Annotated in this window: 13 protein-coding genes and 1 tRNA gene; 1 reads left to right on the forward strand and 13 read right to left on the reverse strand. The window is 57.9% G+C overall.

The genetic code is table 11. The features are described 5' to 3' along the window. Positions 1-289: 289 nt before the first annotated feature. The 11 genes from nrdH to H3V09_RS05700 all read right to left on the reverse strand — a co-directional run bounded on the left by nrdH (position 290) and on the right by H3V09_RS05700 (position 9984). Positions 290-532 (reverse strand): glutaredoxin-like protein NrdH, encoded by a 243-nt coding sequence (gene nrdH / locus H3V09_RS05650; RefSeq protein ID WP_046323381.1) that lies wholly within the window; start codon positions 530-532, stop codon positions 290-292. A gap of 226 nt (positions 533-758) precedes the next feature. Further along, positions 759-1562: an endonuclease NucS gene (nucS, locus tag H3V09_RS05655; protein WP_121912961.1), complete on the reverse strand. Its 804-nt coding sequence runs from the start codon at positions 1560-1562 to the stop codon at positions 759-761. Between the two features lie 89 nt (positions 1563-1651). Next, positions 1652-1948: a F0F1 ATP synthase subunit epsilon gene (locus H3V09_RS05660; protein ID WP_046323383.1), complete on the reverse strand. Its 297-nt coding sequence runs from the start codon at positions 1946-1948 to the stop codon at positions 1652-1654. A 2-nt stretch (positions 1949-1950) separates the two neighbouring features. Continuing rightward, the gene (gene atpD / locus H3V09_RS05665) at positions 1951-3435 is read right to left on the reverse strand and encodes a F0F1 ATP synthase subunit beta (protein WP_046323384.1); all 1485 of its coding nucleotides are present in this window, start codon (positions 3433-3435) and stop codon (positions 1951-1953) included. Positions 3436-3443: 8 nt separating this feature from the next. Further along, positions 3444-4394, reverse strand: a complete 951-nt coding sequence (locus H3V09_RS05670; protein WP_198191320.1) for a F0F1 ATP synthase subunit gamma — start codon at positions 4392-4394, stop codon at positions 3444-3446. 3 nt (positions 4395-4397) lie between these two features. Continuing rightward, positions 4398-6056 (reverse strand): F0F1 ATP synthase subunit alpha, encoded by a 1659-nt coding sequence (gene atpA / locus H3V09_RS05675; protein WP_198191319.1) that lies wholly within the window; start codon positions 6054-6056, stop codon positions 4398-4400. 46 nt (positions 6057-6102) lie between these two features. Further along, positions 6103-6930, reverse strand: coding sequence for a F0F1 ATP synthase subunit delta (locus tag H3V09_RS05680; protein ID WP_198191318.1), 828 nt, complete (start codon positions 6928-6930; stop codon positions 6103-6105). A gap of 51 nt (positions 6931-6981) precedes the next feature. After that, positions 6982-7524 (reverse strand): F0F1 ATP synthase subunit B, encoded by a 543-nt coding sequence (locus H3V09_RS05685; RefSeq protein WP_198191317.1) that lies wholly within the window; start codon positions 7522-7524, stop codon positions 6982-6984. Positions 7525-7574: 50 nt separating this feature from the next. Next, positions 7575-7802 (reverse strand): ATP synthase F0 subunit C, encoded by a 228-nt coding sequence (gene atpE / locus H3V09_RS05690; protein ID WP_015022486.1) that lies wholly within the window; start codon positions 7800-7802, stop codon positions 7575-7577. A 131-nt stretch (positions 7803-7933) separates the two neighbouring features. Then, complete coding sequence (gene atpB, locus H3V09_RS05695) at positions 7934-8746, reverse strand: F0F1 ATP synthase subunit A (protein WP_110425819.1); 813 nt, start codon at positions 8744-8746, stop codon at positions 7934-7936. Between the two features lie 191 nt (positions 8747-8937). Beyond that, the gene (locus H3V09_RS05700) at positions 8938-9984 is read right to left on the reverse strand and encodes a homoserine O-succinyltransferase (RefSeq protein ID WP_198191316.1); all 1047 of its coding nucleotides are present in this window, start codon (positions 9982-9984) and stop codon (positions 8938-8940) included. A 95-nt stretch (positions 9985-10079) separates the two neighbouring features. Here H3V09_RS05700 and H3V09_RS05705 point away from each other — a divergent pair. Next, positions 10080-10156, forward strand: a tRNA-Met gene (locus tag H3V09_RS05705). A gap of 194 nt (positions 10157-10350) precedes the next feature. Here H3V09_RS05705 and H3V09_RS05710 read toward each other — a convergent pair. Together H3V09_RS05710 and H3V09_RS05715 are read right to left on the reverse strand one after the other, a co-directional pair. After that, a complete protein-coding gene (locus H3V09_RS05710; protein WP_198191315.1) occupies positions 10351-11877 on the reverse strand; it encodes a DUF2130 domain-containing protein in 1527 nt (508 codons plus the stop codon). 118 nt (positions 11878-11995) lie between these two features. Beyond that, positions 11996-12376 carry a hypothetical protein gene (locus tag H3V09_RS05715; RefSeq protein WP_144178328.1) on the reverse strand — a complete coding sequence of 127 codons (381 nt, stop codon included), beginning with the start codon at positions 12374-12376 and terminating at the stop codon, positions 11996-11998. Positions 12377-12891: the final 515 nt, after the last annotated feature.

Consider the following 12891-nt stretch of genomic DNA (forward strand, 5'->3'; position numbering starts at 1 on the left):
CGAACGGCAGGAATGAGATGGCCTTAGCCCGCAAAGGCTGATCGACCAGTACACTCCACAGACGACAGATGATCGCTCTGTCATTGGAATACCTATCAACCGAACAGTGCCAAATCAAACAAGGCCAACTCATTAAGCACTTGCAGAACAATAATCAGCCAATTACTCACCTACCCAGCATCTACTAACCAAGTAGGCATACAAGGTGATTTTCACTGCCCCGACTGCTCGCCAAACTATCAAAAAAGCCCGGTCCACATATTCGTGAACCGGGCTCCGAGTGCTTTGATCAGGCAAAGACCTTGGCGCTCTGTGCTATCTTCCTGATCAGATCGGGGCGATACCCGCTCCACGTTTCCTGGTCAGTGACTACGATAGGGGTCTGCTTGAATCCCTGGGCGATGAACTGGTCAATCAAGGTCTGATCCTCGGTCAAATCCACCTGCTCGAACTCCAGCCCCTGCTTGGTCAACTGACGCTTGGTGGCATCACACTGGGGACAGTGCGCCTTGGTGTAGACCGTGATGGACATGATCGCCTCTCCCTTAAATGTAGCCGTGGTGTTCCAAGCTCTATAGCCCTCTACTCGGAACCTGATGATTGCACTCTACACACTCCCAGGCGCTGGCACAATACCACCTGTAGTGGCGTGTCAGGCCATAAACCCCAATATCTAGTAGCCTTTCAAGTCCTGCAGATCTAAACGAGAATATATGTGAGCTATCTTACATACATGTTGTTTAAGACCGAAAACTGGCTTAGAAGAGGGTCAGTTCGTCGCTGTCAGCGCCCTTCATGGCCTCGTAGTCCAGGATTAGGCACTCGAATCCCCTGTCCTCGGCAAGAACCCTGGCCTGGGGGGTGATGGTCTGAGCAGCGAAGATCCCGCGGACCGGGGCCAGCAGGGGGTCGCGGTTGAGCAGGCGGCAGTAGCGGGTCAGCTGTTCCACCCCGTCAATGCCGCCATGCCGCTTAATCTCGATGGCTACATGCCGTCCCTGGCCGTCCACGGCCATGATGTCCACCGGGCCGATGGGCGTGGGATACTCCCGGCGCACCAGAGTAGCTCCTGGACCAATCCGGTCGATCTGTTCGGCCAGATACCGCTGCAGATGCGCTTCCACGCCATCCTTGACCAATCCCGGATCCTCTCCCAGGTCGTAGCTGTCGTCGGCATATACCTGGTAGAGCCTGATGGTGAGCACATCGCTGGATTTGACAGCCGAAACGCGCAAAACCTTGCGTACATGCCGAGACTGGTCCTGATCCTGCTCCTGGGCAATCAGCGCATCGGGCGCGGCGGCTTCAGCTACCTCATCCGGACCGGTTCCAGCCACGGAACCAGACTTGACGCTCACGCCGTCCTGGCTTGCCTCTTCGGGTTCGATTTCCCTGATGGTACAGGGGGCGCACATCCAGTTCAGTGGCTTGTAGGAGCCCAGCTCCGAAAAGATCAGGCAGCTCATGTCGGCCTTGATCAGCAGGACACGTCTGGCCGGCGGCAGGCTGGCATTGAGACGCCCGGAGTATTCGGCGGAGCAGTCGGCAACAATGATTCGCACAGATGCCAATATATCAGTCGCCGTTCCAATCGAAGTAGAAAAAAGCCCGACCGATGCAAGTGCACCAGCCGGGCGGAAGAGAGAGGAAATCAGGACTTTTGGCCCTGATCAGCGTCCTCCAGGTAGTGGTCCACGGCCACAGTCAGCTTGTTGCTGTCGAAGGAGGCGAATCCGCTGTCCACATGGAAAGACTGACGACCGCCATCGGTGGCCTGAACCCGGATGTTGCCCTCCTGCAACAGGGCCAGCACCGGCTCGTGGTCAGGCATGATGCCCATGGACCCCTGGGTGCCAGGCACGGTGACCGACCGTGCCTGGCCCGACCAGATGGGCCTGTCTGCCGAGACGATGTTGACCTGCATGGAGGCCTTGCCCGTGTCCGCCATGACTACCGGTATTCCTTCTGCATATCGTGCCACTTGTGTTCAAGGTCGTCGATGCCGCCGATGCCGGAGAATGCCTGCTCGGGCACGTCGTCGTAGGCGCCGTCACAGATCCGGGTGAAGGCCTCGATGGTCTCGTCCGCAGGCACGTAGGAACCCTTGCGGCCGGTGAACTTTTCGGCCACATAGAAGTTCTGGCCCAGGAACTGCTCGATCTTGCGGGCGCGGTTGACGGTGGTCTTGTCTTCCTCGCCCAGCTCGTCGATGCCGATCAGAGCGATGATGTCCTGAAGCTCCTTGTTCCTCTGCAGGATGGCCTTGACCCGGTTGGCGCAGTCGTAGTGGGCCTGTCCCACATAGCGCGGGTCCAGAATCCTGGAGGTGGATGCCAGCGGGTCCACAGCCGGGTAGATGCCCTGGGAGGCGATGTCACGGCTGAGCTCGGTGGTGGCGTCCAAGTGGGCGAAAGTGGTGGCCGGGGCCGGGTCAGTGTAATCATCGGCCGGCACGTAGATGGCCTGCAGGGAGGTGATCGAATGACCACGAGTGGAGGTAATCCTCTCCTGCAGGGCACCCATCTCGTCGGCCAGATTGGGCTGGTAGCCCACGGCCGAAGGCATGCGGCCCAGCAGGGTGGAGACCTCGGAGCCGGCCTGGGTGAATCGGAAGATGTTGTCGATGAAGAGCAGCACATCCTGATTCTCCACGTCGCGGAAGTACTCCGACATGGTCAGGGCGGTCAGAGGCACGCGCAGACGGGTCCCCGGGGGCTCATCCATCTGTCCGAAGACCAGTGCGGTCTTCTCCAGCACGCCGGCCTCGTCCATCTCGCCGATCAGATCGTTGCCCTCACGGGTACGCTCGCCGACGCCTGCGAAGACGGAGACACCGCCGTGGTTCTGCGCCACGCGCTGGATCATCTCCTGGATGAGCACGGTCTTGCCCACGCCTGCGCCGCCGAACAAGCCGATCTTGCCACCCTCCACGTAGGGAGTCAGCAGGTCGATGACCTTGATGCCGGTTTCGAACATCTGGGTCTTGGACTCCAGTTGGTCGAAGGCAGGCGGGTTGCGATGAATGGGCCACCGCTCGGTGACCTTGATCTGCTCGCCCTCCTTCTTGTTGAGGATATTGCCGGCCACGTCGAAGACGTGCCCCTTGGTCACGTCGCCCACGGGCACCGTGATGGGCCCGCCCGTGTCGGTTACGGTGGCGCCGCGGACCAGGCCGTCGGTGGGCTTCAAGGCCACGGTGCGAACCGTGGAATCGCCCAGGTGCTGCTCCACCTCCAGCATGATGGTGGTCAGTGACTCGCCCTCGGTGTCCGAGGACTTGCTCAGATTCACGGTCAGGGCATTGTAGATGTCCGGCAGGTGACCTGCCGGGAACTCCACATCGATGACCGAACCCTGGACTCGGGTGACGCGCCCCTTGGAGGCCGAATCCGGCTTGTGGCTCGCTGTGGTCGGCTGTTCTTGCTGTGCAACCATTGGCGTTCCTACTCTTCCTCTTTGTTGAGCGCATCGGCGCTGCCGACGATCTCGGTAAGTTCCTGCGTGATGGCCGCCTGACGGGTGGCATTGAGCTTGCGCGTCAGGTCGTCGATCAGCCCCTTGGCGTTATCGGTGGCGGTGTGCATGGCGTTCTGTCTGCTGGCGGTCTCCGAGGCGGCCGAGGTGAGCAGGCATTCATGGATGCGCGACTGAATGTACTTGGGTAAAACGGCATCCAGCACCTCCTGGGCGCTGGGCTCGAAGTCATAAAGGGCCGCATAGCGGTCGCCCTGGCGTCCATGCTCGTCGTCCGGCACGGGGGCATCAATGGCCTCCTCAGGCTGCTCCTGGTCAGGCCTGATCAGCTCAAGGGGCAGCATGCGCAGCACCCGAACCTCCTGCACCACCATGTTGATGAATTCAGTGAAGACGATGTAGAGCTCGGAAACGCCCCCCTTGGCCGCTGGAGTCATGTAGGTTTCCAGCAGCGCCTGGGAGATCTCCCTGGCTACATCCACACCGGGCCGATCGCTGTCGCCTTCCCAGGTCTTGACGATGCTGCGGTTTCGGTAACGGTAGTAGGAGACGCCACGGCGACCGTAGACGAAGAGCTGGGGCTGTCGGCCCTGCTGGTCCAGTCGGGCCAGCAGAGATTCCGTCTCTCGGATGACCGAGGAGGTATAGGCTCCGGCCATGCCGCGATCGGCCGTCAGAGCCAGCACAGCCACGCGCGGATTCTTCTCGTCCTTCCTGACAATGGGATGGCGGATGTCGTCCGTGTGGGCCACCAGGGCTTGGACTGCATCGAAGATCGCATCGGAGTAAGGCTTCGCTTCCATGGCCACGGTCCTGGCCTTGGCGATATGCGAGGAGGCTATCATCTCCTGGGCATTGAAGATCTTCTCCAATGCCGAAGTGGAGGCGATCCTTGACTTGAATGCGAGTTGTGAGGCCATGGTCTACCGCTTCCCGGCCTTGCTGCCGCTCTTGCCGTCGGCCACCAGCTTCTCCTGCTGGACGGCCACCGGCTGCTCCTGATCCTGATCGGCCTTGTGGCCGTCCAGAGTCTGACCCTTGTGGGTCACAAAGGTCTTGGCGAACTCGTCCACGGCCTTGTCCAGGGCCTTTTCGGTATCGTCGGTGAAGTCCTCCGTGTCGCGGATGGTCTTGAGGATGTCGGTGTTGTGGTCCAGGTAATCCAGGAGCCCGGACTCGAAGGGCAGCACGTCCTCCAGATCCAAATCATCCAGCTTGCCATGGGTCCCCACCCAGACCGAGACGACCTGCTTCTCCATGGAGTAAGGCGTGAATTGGGGCTGCTTGAGCAGCTCTGTCAGCCTGGCGCCACGGGTCAGCTGGGCCTTGGAGGCCGCATCCAGATCCGAGGCGAACATAGCGAAGGACTGCAGGGAGCGGTACTGGGCCAGGGAGATCTTCAGAGTCGAGGAGACCTTCTTCAGAGCCTTGGTCTGTGCGGCACCGCCCACGCGGGAGACCGAGATGCCCACGTCCACGGCGGGACGCTGGTTGGCGTTGAACAGATCGGACTGCAGGAAGATCTGGCCGTCGGTGATGGAGATCACGTTGGTCGGAATGTAGGCCGAAACATCGTTGGCCTTGGTCTCGATGATGGGCAGACCGGTCATGGATCCGCCGCCCAAGTCATCGGAGAGCTTCGCGCAGCGCTCCAGCAGACGCGAATGCAGGTAGAAGACATCGCCAGGGTAAGCCTCACGCCCCGGCGGACGACGCAGCAGCAGGGAGATGGACCGGTAGGCCTCGGCCTGCTTGCTCAGGTCGTCAAAGACGATCAGGACGTGCTTGCCGTTGTACATCCAGTGCTGGCCGATGGCCGAACCAGTGTAGGGGGCTATGTACTTGAAGCCTGCAGAGTCGGAAGCCGGGGAGGCCACGATGGTGGTGTACTCCATGGCGCCGGCCTCTTCCAGGGAGGAACGGACCGCTGCAATGGTGGTGCCCTTCTGGCCGATGGCCACATAGATGCACCGCACCTGCTTCTTGGGGTCTCCGGACTCCCAGTTGCGCTTCTGGTTGATGATGGTGTCGATGGCGATGGCCGTCTTGCCGGTCTGCCGGTCGCCGATAATCAGCTGACGCTGACCGCGGCCGATTGGAGTCATGGCGTCGATGGCCTTGATACCGGTGGCCAGGGGCTCGTCGACGGGATGCCGGTGCATGACGTCGGGGGCCTGAGCCTCCAGGATTCTGCGGCCCTCGCTCTTGATTTCGCCCAGGCCGTCGATGGGCTCGCCCAGAGGGTTGACCGTACGCCCCAGATAGCCGTCACCGACGGGTACTGAAAGCACCTCACCGGTCCTGTGGACTTCCTGGCCCTCTTCGACACCTGCGAAGTCGCCCAGGATGACCACGCCGATCTCTCGGGCGTCCAGGTTGAAGGCCAGACCCAGCGTGCCGTCCTCGAAGGTCAGCAGCTCGTTGGCCATGCAACCAGGCAGTCCCTCCACGTGCGCAATGCCGTCACCTGCCGTACGGACGTAACCCACCTCCTGGGTGGGGGTGTCCGTCGGCTTGTAGGACTCGACGAACTGGTCGAGCGCCTTGCGCACCACGGTGGGATCAATGGTCATTTCTGCCATGATCACTCCTTATTTCTGTTCTTGTTCAAGTCTGTCGGTTCCCCGCTCATCCTGCGACGGCCATCCGCCGCCTCAGGTGCTTCAGCTGGGTGGCCACCGTGCCGTCGGTGGAGACCGAGCCGTACTGGACCTTCATGCCGCCTAGGACCGAGGGATCGACCACCGAGTTGATGTGGACCGGCTTGCCCAGCTTGCGCCCGTAGACCTTTTGCAGGCGACTGACCTGTTCGTCCTTCATGGAAACCGCCGTGGTGACGGTGACCATGACCTGGTCCATGTGCTCGGAGAAGCGATCCACCAACCAAACGATGGTGTCAGGGAAGCGTCGTCCGCGCAGATCAACGGTGGCGTTCAGGGCCATCTGCTCGGTGACCGGATGCATATGCTGCCCAGCCAGGAGCGCCCTGAGCAGGTCGGCTCGAGCTCTGGAATCGCTGTACTCATCCGAGAGCCGGAAGAGCACAAGAGGCATACCCAGCAGGGCCGAATGAATCTCAGCCAGCTCGCCGGCCACCTGGTTGGTGATGCCCAAAGCATCGGCATAATAAGCGGTGGCATCCACCGACATGTCCTCGGCCGCGTTGGCGATGTGCACCACACGGCTCCACTGATGATCAGTCAGATCATGGAGGATATCCACGGTCAGCGGGTCGGCCTTGTCGGCCAGGATGGTGTCAATCACCTGCCACTTGTCCTCAGCCGGACGGGAGGGGTCGGTCAGCGCACGCTCCAGGGGCCTGTTGGCATCGAGCAGGGCCACGAAGGTATAGAGCTCCATGGCCACGCGGAGGGCATCCTTTCCCTTGCTCTTCAGTAAAGGGGCATACTTGGCCCTGGTCTCCTTGTCGGAGCTCAGCGAAGTCTCTCCTCGCATGTCACCTCCCCTTTCGCGGAATCGACGTACCCATCGTCCGCCAATCAGTCATCATGCCTGCCGCTTGTCCGAGGACTGTCCGCCCTGGTCCTCGATGATCGAGTCGATCATGGAGGACTGCACGGCATCATCCTGAAGCTGCGAACCCAGGATTTTGCCGGCAAGAGCCGTAGCCAGCGTACCCACCTCGCCCTTGAGCGAGACCAGCGCCTGCTGCTGCTGGGACTTGAGTGATCGCTGGGCGTTCTCGGTGATCTGGTTGGCCTCGGTCTCTGCCCGGGTCCTGGCATCCGCCACGATCCTGGAGGCCTCGGCTCGGGCGTCATCCCGGATCTGGGAAGCTTCCACACGAGCCTTGCTCAGCTGATCCTGATACTGCTTGCGGGCCTGATCCGCCTCTTCACGAGCCTTGGCGGCCTTCTGGATGTTGCCCTCGATCTTGGACGATCGCTCATCGAAGATGGCCTGGAACTTGGGCATGAAGAACTTGTAGAAGAAGACGGCCAGGATGACCAGGATGACCAGCGACCACACAATGTCATAAATCTGGGGAATGAATAGCTGAATCCCCTTGCCTGCCGCTAGAGCGTACATTGGCTCCTCCTTTCCCTTATCGAAGCCGGATCATGCAGGAATCGCACGGCTCAGGCGATGAAGAGCGCCACGAAGCCCAGTAGGGCCAGCACCTCAATCAGAGCCAGACCGATGAACATGGTAGTACGCAGCTGTCCGCTGATCTCGGGCTGGCGAGCCATGCTCTCGACGGTCTTACCGACGGCGATGCCCAGACCCAGTGCGGGGCCGAGAGCTGCGATGCCGTATCCCAGGATGCTCAGATTGCCGGAGACCTCAGCAAGTGTGATGATGTCCATTTATTTTCCTTTCCTCCACCGTTGCCGGTTCTTGGATTGTGGTTCGGCCCCGACCCCCGTCTACTGGTCGGAACCGACGAATATGTGGGCTGCGACCGCCTGAAGCGCCGACCGCGGCTTTTCTTTTTCGCTCAACCTTCCTCAGGGTAACTCATGGAGATGTAGACCGTGGTCAGGATGGCGAAGATATAGGCCTGAAGGGCCGCCACAAAGATTTCAAAGGCCGTCAGGGCGAAGCCCAGAACGAACCAGCCCACACCAGCCAGGGCCAGGAGCTTGTTGCTGGCCTCAATGATGTAGAACTGGGTGAAGGCCAGGCTGACAGCCACCAGCAGATGGCCGGCGATCATGTTGGCAAAGAGTCGAATGGTCAGGGAGGCCGGCTTGACGATGACCATCTCCAGCAGCTGGATGGGCGTCAGAATGATATAGAGAGGCCAAGGCACCCCAGCTGGGAAGAGCTCAGACTTGAAATAGCCCCAGACGCCCTGCTCCCGGAATCCCGTCACCATGTACTGGCAGAAAGTCCAGATGGCGAATACCAAAGGCATGGTGATGGTCGCAGTGGCCGCGATGTTCATGCCTGGCACGATGCCGCAGAGGTTGAAGACCAGAATGGTCAGGAAGATGGTCGTGATCATGGGCACGTAGCGCTTGCCCCGAATCTCGCCCAGGGTGTCGTAGACGACCGAGTCGCGGATGAACTCAATGACCCATTCAATAGCCCCCTGCCAGCGGGAGGGGATCAGCTTAGCCCTGGCGGCAGTGATTCCCAGCACCAGAAGGATAATGACCATAGCCACGAACCTGATCAGAATGATCCTGTTCATGGCGAAGGGCGTTCCCTGGAAGAGAATCTCAGGAGGCAGGAAATCTTCGATGGTGGGTAGCTCGCTCGGCTTGGCCATGGCCAGACTGAAAGCACTTCCCATTGCCTCTAGCATCTATCGCCTCCTGAACGACACAGTGAACACTATAGCGCGTATGCGGCTCATGGCTGCACCGTATCGGTAGTGTAGCCCACACCAAGAGCCACGGTAACCATGGATTCATCCAGTGTGTCACAGATAGCGGCCACAGGTCGAATCCGCCCCGCGGTGTGGACGGGTTGATAACGAATTTAATCCAAACGTCATTAACTATTAACAACGCCAGGAATAAGCCCATATCCGTCACCAGCCAAGGGACGATACCCATCGGCGCGTGGACATCCAGGAGCGTGTCTGATGGTTCGGTCGGTGCCTAGTTGGCCCGCCGCCCGCAGAGTCGGCACCTGGTCCAGATCATAAGGAGTGGTCTCGTATACCCAGTTCAGCCAGTTGCGCCAGAGCAGGTTGGCGTGGGCCCGCCAGGAGAAGACCGGCTCCAGTGCGGGATCGTCATGGGGGTAGTAGTTGACCGGAAAAGGCACCTGGTCCAGACCCTTGGCCATGTCACGCTGGTACTCGTGAGCGAGAGTGTCACGGTCATACTCCCAGTGGCCCAGCACGAAGATCTCTGAGAAATCCTGGGTGCTGATAAGCCCTGGACCTGACTGAGGACCCCAGGTCAGCACCTGCAGATCCGGGCAGGCCCGCACTTGGTCCTCGTCCACCCCGGCCCAGCGGGAGTGGGGCTGCAGGGCAATCTCGTCGAAGCCATTGGTGATGAAGCAGTACTCGTCTTGCAGGTACTGGGGGAAAACCCCGAAGACCTTGCGATCCAGGTTGCGCTTGGCGATGCCATGACGGTAGTAGAGCCCGGCCATGGCCCCCCAGCACAAGTACATGGTTGAGAAAACATGAGTAGACGACCAGTCCAGAATGCGGGTCAGCTCCTCCCAGTAGTCGACTTGCTCGAAGTCCATCTGCTCCACTGGGGCGCCCGTCACGACAAGACCGTCATAGCAGTTGTCTTTGAAGGAATCCAGATTCTCGTAGAACTTGACCAGGTGATCCATGCTGGTGTGCACGGCCTGATGAGTGGAAGTCTTCATGAAGTCGATCTCCACCTGAAGCGGTGACTTGGAGATCAGCCGCAGTAGCTGGGTTTCTGTCTCCACCTTGGTAGGCATCAGATTGAGGATGACCAGCCTGAGCGGACGCATCTCCTGGCGCTCCGCCTCGTGGCTCTCCAAGGCGAAGATACGCTCCGAGTCGAGGATGGATCTGGCCGGCAATCCGGTGGGGATGGTGATAGGCATGACTCCATTATGGCCCAGCGTAGGCCTTCCCACACACGGACTTGACAAGCGCGCTGGAATCCGTAACATAGATAACTGCTGTGTTGAACAGCCGACGCGGGGTGGAGCAGTTCGGTAGCTCGCTGGGCTCATAACCCAGAGGTCTCAGGTTCAAATCCTGACCCCGCTACCAATAAGGCTCGGAACCGTTTGGATTCCGAGCCTTTATTTCTCTATCCTGTTTTTCTATCTCAGCATATTTGCGGCCGTTCGGAACATTGGCCAGTGTGGTGCAGTCAAATATGGACGGACGATGGACGACCCAACCACAAAATCAGAGATAGCCGTTTAGGTCCATCACCTCACATGACTGCATCGTTCATAGTCTCAGGATTCTAACGCCTTCGACTTATTTAGTTCGTCGAATTTGGCTTTCATCGTCTCATTGTTTCTGGTCAGTCTTCGTATGGTCACATCCTGCGCCTTGTTGTTGGCCAGGCGAAGCTGATTCTCGGAACCTAGCAGCGCGTCCTTTATCTTGTTCAGGTGGTTGATGGATTTGTCGATCTCCTCCACTGCGGTCTTGAACTTTTTTGAGGCGATATCGTAGTTGCGTCCAAAAGCACTCTTGAAGGAGTCCAGCTCTTCCTCGAAATGCGTTATATCGATGTTCTGTGCCTTCACCTCTTCAAGTTCATTCTTGTATTGCAGAGAGTTCTTGGCGGCATCACGAAGCAGGGTGATTATCGGAATGAAGAACTGCGGACGAACAACATACATTTTCGGGTAGCGATAGGAGACGTCCACTATACCCGTGTTGTACAGGTCGCTGTCAGGCTCCAGCAGGGAGACCATAATGGCGTATTCGCAGTGCTTCTCATGCCTGTCCTTGTCGAGCTCCTTGAAAAAGTCCTCGTTCTTGTGCTTGGTGGATGTGGTGTCCGTCTCGTTCTTCATCTCGAACATGATGGACACGATCTCCGTGCCGGAATCGTCCCAGTCACGGAAGATGAAGTCGCCCTTGCTGCCCGTCCTGGCATCGTTGTCCTTCTCGAAGTAGGCATTGGGAAAAGCCGTGGATCGCAGCTTGTTGAACTCGATCTGACAATGCTGCTCAAGCGTCTCCCCCACCATCTTGGTGGACAGCTTCGCCTTCAGATCACGCAGCCGCTCAATCTGCTCGTCACGATCCTGGATCTGGACCTCGTAACGCTCCTTGAGGGACTTGGCCTCGACCTTGCTCTGCAGCTCCGCCTTGTCCAGGCTGCTTTTCAGCTTGGCTATCTCGGAATCCTTATCTGCGACGACCGCCTGCAGCTGCGACTTCAGCTGCTCCTTGGAGAGCTTCTCCTCCGACTCCTTCTCAAGCTTCAGCCTCTCAAGCCTGCCCTTGAAATCATCCCGCTCCTTCTCCACCGGACTCAAAGCCTGAGCAAGCTCCTGCCTCTTCTGCAACTCAAAAGCATCCAACTGATTCTGCAATTTGACGATCTCGGCATCTTTGCCCGCAGCCGCCTTCTGCATTTCGCTCTTGGAATTGGCCTCTGCCAGATCGAGCGCCTGCCGCTTCTCCGACTCGGCCTTGTCCAGCTTGGCGCTCAGATCGTCTTTCTCTTTCTCGACCTTCCTCAAGGCTTCTGAAACAGCCAATTTCTTTGCAGCCTGTTCGGATTCCAGCTTTGCCTGCAGCTCCTGTATCTGGGCATCCTTTGCGCTTTTGGTCTTCTGCAACGTCTGCTCGGCCTGCGCCTGGTCCAGTTCGCGGATCTTGCTATTCTCGCGTTCAGCCTGCTCAAGCCGTTCATGAAGCTGCTTGTCAAAATCCTTGTCACGAACCTGCTTCAGAATGTCGGCATATCCGGCCTCTTCGGCAGTGAATACGGTTCCGCATTTGGGACATTTAATTTCGGGCATATGCAACCCTTTCTTTCCAAACCTGTGTTAAAAACTACCCTTGCTCTAAGCAGTCTGCATTGAAAACCGAGTACCTATGGCACTTAATAAAAACTATATTTGATCTACGTCGATATCATTACAAGGATTCGATAATCATGGACCAGGTAATAATCTTGCGGATCGCGCCACAAGCCCGGCGATAGTCTCCCGCCTGCCTTGCAGCCTCGAAAGCTGCTGCTACAACTGGCTCTTCAATGCCAACCGCCTCGGCAATCCACAACAAGGACGCAGCGTTCTCCAATTTGTTGAAACATCTTTTGGCGCTGTTATTCGGCTTCTGCCGGGAATAGGCGCCTGATCCATGGGTCGCGTTGTCTGCAAACCAGTGCACCATATGCTGTTTTTCTGTTCTTGCATGCGTGTCCGGCGAATTGTTTACCTCGCTAAGGTACCTATCGGAATAAGGATAATGCGAGCGTTTGAAACGCAACAAATGCGAAAAAGCAACGCAGCTCATATCAGTTCTTCTTGCCACGTGAGCCCTCTTCGTTAAAGGTTAGCTTCAACTGTTACATCAATTATATCAACGGAGAATAATGACATATCCAGTTGGCGACTAGCCTGCCCGCATTGCTCGGATCGTACCTATTCCAAAGAACAAAGTACGTATATGACCCACGTGCATAAATGAACATCAGTCACGACCTGTCGAGGCAGTTATATTTGGTATTCAATTTCACCGTTAACAAGACTCGAGACTGCAAGGTTGAGGACTGGCTGACCCCAAAACTACTCCCAGAAAATAAAGCAACCGGTATCGACGCATTCTGGGGCACTGAACAAAACAACCGGACATAGCGTAAAAACCTCGAACCTTAACAAAAGGCAATATGAAGGAATCACCTCTAAACAGTATTCGTGAGCTCTTCAAAGGTGCAAAGGACCAAAGTGCAGATGAATCCCTTTGAAGCTATACATTCGGTTTTTTAATCCCAATGACCTTCGGTCGGCAATACTTTTTGTTCCAACTCA

Source organism: Bifidobacterium sp. M0399, assembly GCF_016100595.1.
Taxonomy (GTDB): Bacteria; Actinomycetota; Actinomycetes; order Actinomycetales; family Bifidobacteriaceae; genus Bombiscardovia; species Bombiscardovia polysaccharolytica.

Excerpts from the sequence above, each read along its gene's own strand:
- nrdH (WP_046323381.1), bottom strand. The coding sequence starts at position 532 with ATGTCCATCACGGTCTACACCAAGGCGCACTGTCCCCAGTGTGATGCC.
- H3V09_RS05660 (WP_046323383.1), bottom strand. The coding sequence starts at position 1,948 with ATGGCGGACACGGGCAAGGCCTCCATGCAGGTCAACATCGTCTCGGCA.
- atpD (WP_046323384.1), bottom strand. The coding sequence starts at position 3,435 with ATGGTTGCACAGCAAGAACAGCCGACCACAGCGAGCCACAAGCCGGAT.
- H3V09_RS05670 (WP_198191320.1), bottom strand. The coding sequence starts at position 4,394 with ATGGCCTCACAACTCGCATTCAAGTCAAGGATCGCCTCCACTTCGGCA.
- atpA (WP_198191319.1), bottom strand. The coding sequence starts at position 6,056 with ATGGCAGAAATGACCATTGATCCCACCGTGGTGCGCAAGGCGCTCGAC.
- H3V09_RS05680 (WP_198191318.1), bottom strand. The coding sequence starts at position 6,930 with ATGCGAGGAGAGACTTCGCTGAGCTCCGACAAGGAGACCAGGGCCAAG.
- H3V09_RS05685 (WP_198191317.1), bottom strand. The coding sequence starts at position 7,524 with ATGTACGCTCTAGCGGCAGGCAAGGGGATTCAGCTATTCATTCCCCAG.
- atpE (WP_015022486.1), bottom strand. The coding sequence starts at position 7,802 with ATGGACATCATCACACTTGCTGAGGTCTCCGGCAATCTGAGCATCCTG.
- atpB (WP_110425819.1), bottom strand. The coding sequence starts at position 8,746 with ATGCTAGAGGCAATGGGAAGTGCTTTCAGTCTGGCCATGGCCAAGCCG.
- H3V09_RS05700 (WP_198191316.1), bottom strand. The coding sequence starts at position 9,984 with ATGCCTATCACCATCCCCACCGGATTGCCGGCCAGATCCATCCTCGAC.
- H3V09_RS05710 (WP_198191315.1), bottom strand. The coding sequence starts at position 11,877 with ATGCCCGAAATTAAATGTCCCAAATGCGGAACCGTATTCACTGCCGAA.
- H3V09_RS05715 (WP_144178328.1), bottom strand. The coding sequence starts at position 12,376 with ATGAGCTGCGTTGCTTTTTCGCATTTGTTGCGTTTCAAACGCTCGCAT.